Below are 8,697 nucleotides of genomic sequence, written 5' to 3'. Positions count from 1 at the left end.
TCCGTGTCGGCCGTGGCCGCGTCCGCGGGGAAGGCCGTCGCGGTCGGCGGCGCGGGCGGCGACGCCGCCGTCTGGACGAGCGGCGACGGCACGACCTGGGCGAAGGCCAAGGGCGTGCCGACCCGGTCCGGGCCGCAGCGGCTCGAGGCGGTCGTCCCGGGCGGGGCCGGCTGGCTGGCCGTCGGCTCGGACCAGGCCTCGCCGCGCCGCCCGCTCGTCCTGACCTCGGCGGACGGCGACACCTGGCAGGCGGTCGACGCGTCCGCGCCGTTCCAGCCCGCCCGCAACACCCCGCTCTCGACCTACGGCGCGGCCGCCGGTCCCAAGGGCTACGTCATCGTCGGCGAGGACGGCCTGTCCGGCGCCGTCTGGTTCTCGTCCGACATGAGGACCTGGCAGCGCGGCCGGAGCGTCGGCGACGACGGCCTCGGCGCGCGCCCGAACTCCAACCGCTGGCTGCGCGACGCGGTCGCCTCGCCGGACGGGTTCGTCGCGGTCGGCGGCGTCCGCGATCCGAAGATCGGCCAGGGCCCGGCGGCGCGTCCCGGCGTGTGGACGTCCCCGGACGGCCTCCAGTGGACGCTCCAGCAGCTCCCCGTCCCGTCCGGGCTCGCCGACGGGCAGCTGACCGGCGTCGCCGCGCACGACTCCACGCTCGTCGCGCTCGGCACCGGCGTCGGCTCGACCGGCCCCGCGCCGGTCGGGTACGTGTCCACCGACGGCGGCAAGAGCTGGAAGGAGAGCCGCCCGCCACTGCCGGAGGGCGCGCGCGACTTCCAGCTGACCGCCGTGACCGCCACCCCGAAGGGGTTCCTCGCGACCGGCGTGACCGGCCGCACCGGCACCCGGGACGTCGTCGCCTGGACGTCCGCCACCGGCGCCGACTGGAAGCTCGCGACCACCCCGGCCGCGCTGCACGGGACGGGCGACCAGGAGGTGGACGGCCTGACCGTCCTCGACGGCACGGTGCTGGGCGTCGGCACGACCTCGACCGAGAAGTCCGAGACCCCGCTCCTCTGGTCCCGCCCCGTCGGCTGACCACGGCCGACGGGCGACGGCTGACGGCTGACGGCTGACGGCTGACCAGGGTCGACGCCCGCGCCGCGCGCCCGCTCGGCCGCGGTCGTCAGGCGCGGTCGTCGCGCGCGCGGTTGCGGCGGGCGCCGTAGGGCGCGACGACCATGCGGTACACGGGGCGGCGGACCGCGGTCGGGACGAGCCGGTAGCCGCCCCGGATCACCAGGTTCCGGACGAACTGGGAACGTGACAGGTGGCCGCCGCGGCGCATCTCGCGTTGCAGCCGGATCTCCGACCGGAGCAGGTCACGCCCGCCGCGCCGCTCGTACGCGCCGTCCCCGACCCGGTAGTAGACGAGCGGCTCGGGCACGTTCACCACGCGCGCGCCGGTCGCGATCATCCGGACGAACAGCCAGTAGTCCTCCATCAGCGGCAGGTCGCCGTAGCCTCCCGCCGCGTCCACCGCGCGCCGCCGGTACACGACCGTCGGATGGTTGAACGGGTCGTGCAGGCGGGCGTACCGGGCGATGTCCCCCGGGGCGCTCGGCGGGGTGCGGAGGCCGACGAGGTCGTCCAGCGACGTCCCGAACTCCAGGAGTCCGGCGCCGCACAGGTCGGCGCCGTCGCTCACGATCGGGACCTGCACGGAGAAGCGATGCGGCAGCGCGACGTCGTCGGCGTCCATCCGGGCCACGATGTCGTGGCGGCAGGCGGAGAGGCCGAGGTCGAGCGCGGGGCCGAGGCCGCGGTTGACCTCCGTCCGGACGAACGTCACCTCGACCGGGCTGGCCGTCATGAGCTCCTTCAGGCACACCTCGAGCTCGTGCGCGACGGGTCCGTCCTGGACGAGGACGACCTGGTCCGGTCTGAGGTCCTGGTCATGGACGGCACTGTGGAAGGCGTCCTGGAGGTACTCCGGGCGGTCTCCGCCGTACACGGTCATGAGCAGGCAGAAGGGCTCGATGGGCATGACTCTCGAGACGGGGGTCAGGGAAGGGGCGCGCGGACAAGATACCCCCATTCCGTCATTCCGGTTCGTGTCGGGAGTAGGCCTTCTGAGTCGATTCTCAGGAACCCGTCACCGGCGGGCGCAGGGGTCGCGGTCGGCGCGGATCTCGCCGGCGATCTTCGGGACGGGGCGCCGGACGGTGGGGCCGACGGTCACGCCGTCCGTGCCGATGACCAGGTAGACCATGCCGGGTTTCAGGTTCAGGTCCCGGCGCGGTGGATGGCCGGGGATCGCGGCGGCGAGCGCGGCCGCCTGGCCTCGCGCGCCCAGCCCGAAGACGATCTCGGTCCTGGAGTGGGAGCCGCTCTTCTTCGTGCCGGTCTTGACGACCTGGAATCCGCGGGCCTTGAGGCGGTCGCCGACGCGTCCGGCGAGGCCCTGTTCGGTCGTCGCGTTCACCACGGTGACCTTCACCTGGGCGGGCGGGACGGGTTTCGGCGGGCCGCCCGGCTTGCCGGGGCCGCCGGGGCCGGGCGCGGGCGGGGCGGGCGGCGCGTTGTCGCTGCGGATCGCCTGGAAGAGGGGCTCGGCCTGGGCGGCGTTGAACTGGACGCGGTTCTTGTCCGCCGGGTACGCCTCGACCGGGACGGTCACGAACCGCACCTTGCCCGCGCTCATCCCGCGCAGGCCGGACGCGGTCTTCTCCATCGCCTGGAGCGTGAACTCCCGGTCCACCTTGATGGACTTCGCGACCGCGGACAGGAACGCGTAGACCTTGCCCGGGTCCTTCAGCATGCCCTTGTCGGTGGCCTTCTTGACGACCGAGGCCATGAACTGCTGCTGGCGGCGGATGCGGCCGAGGTCCGAGCCGTCCCCGAGGACGTACCGGGTGCGGACGTAGCCGAGGGCCTGGTCGCCGTGGACGATCTGGCGGCCGCGGCGCAGGTGCAGCTCGGCCTTCGGGTCGTCGATGCGGCGCGGGACGCAGATCTCGACGCCGCCGAGGGCGTCCACGACCCGCTTGAAGCCGGTGAAGTCGACCTTCACGAAGTGGTCGATGTGGATCCGGGTCAGCGACTCGATCGTGGCCCAGGTGCACGGCGACCCGCCCAGCGCGAACGCCGAGTTGATCATGTCCAGGCGGCCCGGGATGACGCTGCCGTTCTTCCGCTTGCAGTCGGGGATCCGCACCATCGAGTCGCGCGGGAAGCTGATCCCGAGGGCCTGGTTCCCGCCCGGCGACAGGTGCAGCAGGATCGTGGTGTCGGAGCGCTCGCCGAGCTCCGCGCCGTACCGGGCGTTCGCGCCCATCCGCGAGTCCGAGCCGATGAGCAGGATGTTCATCGCGTCGTTCAGCTTGGGCGGACGGTGCTGGGGCAGCTGCGCGGTGACGTCCTCGCGTCCGATCTGGCCGTCGATCCGCCGCCAGAGGGCGTACGCGGTGATGCTCCCGGCGACCAGGACGACGGACATCGCCACCGACAGGCCGCCCAGCACCCGCCAGGTCCGCCCCGTCCGGCGCGGCGCCGCCTCCCGCTCGGCCTCCCGCTCCGTGGCCCGCTCGACGGCCGGGGGCGCGCTCTCGAACACCGACCCCGACGACATCCGCAGGGGCGGCAACGCATGCGACCCCGTTCGCGGGCCTGGGGGCGGGCCTGGGGGCGGGCCCGGGCGGGCGGCCTTCTCCTCCGACATCGCGGACATTTCAGCACATCTTCGACTTTCGTCACGTGAATCACGGGAAATTCCCGTCGTCCCCCGGGACGCCGTCCGTCCGCCGCGCGGCACGGTGCCCCGACGGGAATAGACTGCGCGGACGATGAGCACCGTGGACGCACTGACCGAACGGGCGATGATCGTCCTCCAGGACCGGCCCGTGGTACCGCTGTCGGCCTGGCTGGTCGACGCGCTCGCCGACGCCGCCCGGTCCGGCCGTGCGGTCCAGCTCGTCACGCCCCCCGAGTCCCGGATCACGCTGCCACTGCGGCTCGGCGCGGCCGCCTCCGGCCCGCACTGGGTCGTCCGCGACGGGGACGCCTACTACGAGGGCCTCAGCGGGCGCCCGATGCGGTGGAACGGCGCGGCGTTCGAGCCCGTCCCGGACGCGCGCGACTACGCGCCCGGCTTCACGTCCCGTCCCGCCGGTCCCGTCGGGGCGCAGCTCGGGCTGACCTACCGGGTCCGGCACGGCGCGGCCGACCCCGAGGTCGGCGGCACGGCGCAGCGCATGCTCCAGCTCCTCACCGGCAAGGCCCCGCTCGGCTGGGGCACCGCCGAGCCGGTCGCCGAGCCCTGGCGTCCGGACCGGCTCACCGAGCACGTCCGCAACCGCGAGTCCGCGCGCGTCATCGTCGCCGGGGACGGCCCGCGCCCCGCGCAGGCGGTCTGCGACTTCACGGCGGCGGGCGGCGGCGCGGTCAACGAGGCCACCACGGTCACCGTCGGCTACGCCCCGCAGGACCCGCCGCCCCTCGCGCACCTCCCGCAGCTGGTCGGCGCGATCGCGGCCGACCGTCCCGTCGCGTCCCTGCTGGTCCAGCTCACCCCCGGACGCGCCGACCTCACCACCGAGCCCCGCTGGACGGGCACCGCCTCGCCGGTCGCGCTCGCCGTCGCCGGAGCCGTGTCGTCGCCGCAGGGGATCCCCGGCCAGCAGGTCGGCCCGCCCCGCGCGCCCATGACGCTGTTCCCGCTCGGCGACGGCCGCTCCGCCGAGGGCTGGCAGCGCCACCGCCGCCTCCTCCAGCACCTCCAGACCCCGCACAGCTGACCGCTCCGTCAAAGGCGCGTGAAAACCGGCCGGAGCGGCGTCAAGGTCGCGTGAAGGGGGCTTCGCCCGCCCGCGTCGGCGATCTTGAATGGACGGCGTGAACCGCATCGCCGACATCATCAACTCCCCGGGCGGCGGTGGCGGCACGACGCCGCCGGCGAACGCGCCGTGGCCGCCCGGAGGCCCCTACCAGCCGCCCCCGCCCGCCTCACCGGACGAGGTCCGGATCGAGCACGACCGGCTGGCCGACCTGGCGAGGAGGCTCCCCGACGCGGCCCGTCCCGTCACCGGGGCGTCCGGACGGCTCGTCGGGCTGGCGGTGTCCGGGGCGTCCTACACCTCGTTCACCTACTCGCTCGCGATCGCCTACAACGAGGTCGAGGCGTTCACGATCCGGCAGCTCAGGCACAAGGCCGAGGAGACCGTCCAGATCCACGAGGGCGTCCGGCTGAACGCCGAGGCGTGGAAGGCCGCCGAGGACCGGAACACGGTCCGATGGCGATGACCCGGACGAGCGCCGCAGAGACGATGACCTGGACGAACGCCGCGAAGACGATGCCACGGACGAGCACCGCGAAGACGATAACCCTGACAAGCACCGCGAAGACGGTGGCCCGGACGAGCGCCGCGAAGGCGGTGGCCCGGTGACCGCCGGGCTCGACGCGGGCGCGGACATCGCGCGGTACAGCCTGGAGGCCGCGACGGGCGCGGCGCTGGCGCTGTCCGCGCTCGGGCTGCCCGCCGCATGGCCGCTCGTCCCGTCCTTCTTCATGCACCAGTACGACCCGCAGGTGTTCTGGGACGGCGGCATGGCCTGGACCAAGGTCGCCGAGGACATGCGGCAGGCGCGCGCCGACGTCGAGAAGACCGTCAAGGACGTCACCCACGGCGACGCCTGGCACAGCGAGGACGGTCGCGCGTTCGACCAGCGCATGGACCGCTACCTGCGGGAACTGCTGAGCATCGAGATCCGCGCGGTCGCGGTCGCCGCCGTGCTGTTCCTGACCGCGCTGCTCACCATGGCCGTGATCCTGTTCATGGCGCTGCTCGCCGCCGTGCTCGTCGCGCTCGCCGCCTGGGTCGCGGTCGCGACGGTCTTCCCGCTGAGCGCCGCGCTCGCCCGGATCACCGCGCTCAACGCGATCATCGAGATGACCGCGACGCTGAAGGAGGTCGAGGCCGGCCTCAACACGACCCTGCACCTGTGCGCGGGCATCCTCGGGACGCTCATCGCCGGGGACGTGTTCGTCGGCGCGACGCAGGGCGGCTTCGGCGGCCTCAAGGACTTCATCGACGGCACGATCGCGCAGGGCCCGCTGCTCGTCTGGGGCACCGCCAACCGGATCGAGCGCGACGCGACGGCCTGGGGCATCGGCGGCAGGTTCCCCGAGGAGGGCGTCGCGGGACGGATCGCGGGCGACCGCGCCGGGACGCCCCTGCCGCCCGGCCTGCCGCAGGCCGCCGGGGCGAAGGGCGTCAACGACGTCCGCACCGGAGGCCAGACCGTCACCGGCGGCCTCACCCCCGGCCGGCGGCCGGACGGCTCCTACCCCTACCCCTGGGAGTGACCTCGATGGACGATCTCAAGCGCATCCTCGGCTTCGACCCGCAGCGGCTCGCGGCGGACGCCGACCGGCTGTTCGCCGGGGTCCGCGAGGTCTACGAGGCGGACGCGGGGGCGGTCGCGTCCGCCGCGTCCGAGGACGGGCGGCTGCGCGTCGAGTACGCGGCGGGCGAGGGCGTCCGCGCGCTGGACATCGACCCGCGCGCCATGCGGATGCCCGCCGCCGACCTCGCCGCGACACTGCTCGCCCTGATCCGCCGCGCCCGCGCCGAGGCCGAGGAGTCCGGACGCGCCCGCGCCGCCGAGCTCCTCGCGGCGGACGGCTCGGTCTTCGGCGAACGCGAACGCGCCCAGATCGGCGACCGCCTCCGCAACGCGACGGGCGCCCTCCAGGCGGACCTGCGCTCCGCCGACCAGCTCCTCGCCACCCTGCGCGCCTCCCTCGACCGCCGCTGACCCGCGGACACGCGCCCGGCGGCGCGGGTGAGGCGGACACAACGAGGGCCGTCACGAGCATCCGTGACGGCCCTCGTCCAACATCCGACCCCGCGCGGCAACTACCCGCGCCACGGCCGCTCATGCGGCCCGCGACACAGATCACACCCTCCGGCCATACCCCCCGGCCGGTTCGGACGGGCCATGAGGGGACGCGTCCTCAGGTCGTTCAGGCGGGCCCGCCGATGACGCCGGGGTGGGACGCGTCGTCCCCGGGGGCGCCGTCGGCGCGCCAGCTGCGGGCCGGGGCGTCGGACTCGCCCTCCGGATAGACGGTTCCGCCGACCCAGTGGACGAGCGCGTCGGAGAAGCGGCGCGCGACCCGCGCGGCCTCGGGGATGTCGGCGACGGCGCGCACGTCCACCCACCACACCGGCGCGCCGACGCGGGCGGCGAACCCGGCGCCGAGCAGCCGCGCGATCTCGCCGGCGACCGTGACCTCGACGGGCTCCTCGATCGACACCAGCAGGCGTCCGGCGGCGTCGAACAGGCGGGTCGGCGGCTCGTTCTCGCCGCCCCGGATGTGGATCGGTTCGCCCATCGCGGCCAGGCCGTCCGCGATCGCGAACACGTCCGGGCGGCGCCGGGCGAGGGCCACGTAGTCGACGCTCATCCCTGCACCCCCGGCAGGCCGAGCGAGCGCGCGAACGCCTGGTAGACGACCTTGGTGGCGGCCTGCCGGGTGGCGCCGCCGACCTTGTCCAGGTCGAGGGCCGCGCCGGTCGCGACCTGCCGGTCGTACGGGACCTGCACCACGGGCAGCCCCCAGGCGGTCAGCATCTCCTCCGCCCGGCCGAGGTCGGCGTTGACCTGCGGGGCGTGCGACACCATGGCCACCACGGCGCGCTGGAACACGTGCTGCCTTCCGTTGTTGGCGAACCACTCCAGGGCCCCGCGCGCGCTCAGCGCCCCGTCCACCGTGCCCGGCGTGACCAGCACCAGCGCGTGCGTCTGCGCGATGATCCCCTGGTTGACGTCGGTGAGGATGCCCGCGCCGCAGTCCACCACGGCCGCGCTCACGAACCGGCTCACCGAGCTCAGCGCCCGCTGGAACGTCGGGACGTCGAACTCCCGCGTCATCCGCCCGCCGCGCGTGGACGACAGCACCCACAGGCCCTCGGACGTCCGCGACAGGAACTTCGACACCTCGTCGAACGTCGACGGGTTCGCCTGCGCCAGTTCGAACAGCGACAGCTGCGGGACGAGCCCGAGCCGCAGCGGCAGCGAGCCGAGCTCGGCGTCCGCGTCGATCGCGAGGACCCGGTCCTGGCGGTGCCGGGCCAGCTCGCTGGCGAGCAGCGCGGCCATCGTCGTCTTGCCCGCGCCGCCGCGGACGCTCGCGATCGCGATCTGCCGGAAGCTCGGCACCGGACGCGCCATCAGGTCGGCGAACGCGGCCTGCTGCTGCGCGGTCATCGCGGACCCGCCGCCGACCGCCTTCCGCACCCCGCGCCCGAGCCGCTTGCCGATCCGGTCGCCGTGCACGTTCTTGCGGACGAGCTCGCTGGCGGGATGCGGCCCGGCGGCGGCCGCCTGCTGCGCCTGCTGCTGCGCGTCCGGCGCGGACTGCTCGGGGTGGGGCGCCCCGTCCTGCTCCTGGTCCTGCGCCTCGTCCTGCTGCTCGACCCCGCCGCCGAGGACGGGGTTGATCGCCGCCTCCCACGCGAAGTCCGCGTTGAACATCGGCTCGTCCTGGGACGGGCCCTGCCCGGACGACGCCGCGTCCAGCGCGCCCTGCCGTCCGGCCATCGTGTGGTCGAGCGCGGGACCGGGCATGCCGTCGAGCCCCGGCCCGGGCCCCGGCATCCCCTCGGGCCCGAACCCGGGCCCCGGGCCTGGGCCCTGGACGTCGGGGAACGGGGACGGGGCGTCGCCGCCGGCGGCGGGCGGGCCCCACGGCGC

Annotated in this window: 9 protein-coding genes; 5 read left to right on the top strand and 4 right to left on the bottom strand. The window is 74.9% G+C overall.

Translation table 11 applies throughout. The annotated features are described in order from the left end of the window. Positions 1 to 1,038, top strand: a 1,038-nt coding sequence (locus EBO15_RS44870; RefSeq protein WP_199745161.1) for a beta propeller repeat protein, incomplete at its 5' end; no start/stop codon positions are given. A gap of 88 nt (positions 1,039 to 1,126) precedes the next feature. On the opposite strand, the gene EBO15_RS41845 is transcribed toward EBO15_RS44870, so the two are convergent. Then, positions 1,127 to 1,987 (bottom strand): glycosyltransferase, encoded by an 861-nt coding sequence (locus EBO15_RS41845; RefSeq protein ID WP_122199989.1) that lies wholly within the window; start codon positions 1,985 to 1,987, stop codon positions 1,127 to 1,129. Between the two features lie 108 nt (positions 1,988 to 2,095). Continuing rightward, positions 2,096 to 3,556, bottom strand: coding sequence for an LCP family protein (locus EBO15_RS41840; RefSeq protein WP_158628504.1), 1,461 nt, complete (start codon positions 3,554 to 3,556; stop codon positions 2,096 to 2,098). Between the two features lie 229 nt (positions 3,557 to 3,785). Here EBO15_RS41840 and EBO15_RS41835 point away from each other — a divergent pair, with 229 nt between their 5' ends. The 4 genes from EBO15_RS41835 (at position 3,786) to EBO15_RS41820 (ending at position 6,756) form a co-directional block, all read left to right on the top strand. Further along, positions 3,786 to 4,736 (top strand): DUF6177 family protein, encoded by a 951-nt coding sequence (locus tag EBO15_RS41835; protein ID WP_233616841.1) that lies wholly within the window; start codon positions 3,786 to 3,788, stop codon positions 4,734 to 4,736. A 97-nt stretch (positions 4,737 to 4,833) separates the two neighbouring features. Beyond that, positions 4,834 to 5,241, top strand: coding sequence for a hypothetical protein (locus tag EBO15_RS41830; RefSeq protein WP_147481900.1), 408 nt, complete (start codon positions 4,834 to 4,836; stop codon positions 5,239 to 5,241). A 139-nt stretch (positions 5,242 to 5,380) separates the two neighbouring features. Continuing rightward, a complete protein-coding gene (locus EBO15_RS41825) occupies positions 5,381 to 6,304 on the top strand; it encodes a hypothetical protein (protein WP_122199986.1) in 924 nt (307 codons plus the stop codon). 5 nt (positions 6,305 to 6,309) lie between these two features. Beyond that, entirely contained in the window at positions 6,310 to 6,756 is a 447-nt protein-coding gene (locus EBO15_RS41820; protein ID WP_147481899.1) for a hypothetical protein, read from the top strand. 208 nt (positions 6,757 to 6,964) lie between these two features. Here EBO15_RS41820 and EBO15_RS41815 read toward each other — a convergent pair whose 3' ends face one another. Both EBO15_RS41815 and EBO15_RS41810 read right to left on the bottom strand, forming a co-directional pair. Continuing rightward, positions 6,965 to 7,408, bottom strand: coding sequence for a hypothetical protein (locus EBO15_RS41815; RefSeq protein ID WP_122199984.1), 444 nt, complete (start codon positions 7,406 to 7,408; stop codon positions 6,965 to 6,967). Then, positions 7,405 to 8,697: AAA family ATPase (locus tag EBO15_RS41810; RefSeq protein WP_233616840.1), on the bottom strand; the 1,293-nt coding region annotated here is incomplete at its 5' end. The genes EBO15_RS41815 and EBO15_RS41810, both read right to left, overlap by 4 nt.

This window comes from Actinomadura harenae (assembly GCF_003696215.1).
GTDB classification, from domain to species: Bacteria; Actinomycetota; Actinomycetes; order Streptosporangiales; family Streptosporangiaceae; genus Spirillospora; species Spirillospora harenae.
Note: the sequence above shows the minus strand (reverse complement) of the source record. Positions and strands in the feature narration are given on the sequence as shown.

Bases quoted from the DNA above. Each gene is read 5' to 3' on its own strand.
- EBO15_RS41845 (WP_122199989.1), bottom strand. From the start codon at position 1,987: ATGCCCATCGAGCCCTTCTGCCTGCTCATGACCGTGTACGGCGGAGAC.
- EBO15_RS41835 (WP_233616841.1), top strand. From the start codon at position 3,786: ATGAGCACCGTGGACGCACTGACCGAACGGGCGATGATCGTCCTCCAG.
- EBO15_RS41820 (WP_147481899.1), top strand. From the start codon at position 6,310: ATGGACGATCTCAAGCGCATCCTCGGCTTCGACCCGCAGCGGCTCGCG.
- EBO15_RS41815 (WP_122199984.1), bottom strand. From the start codon at position 7,408: ATGAGCGTCGACTACGTGGCCCTCGCCCGGCGCCGCCCGGACGTGTTC.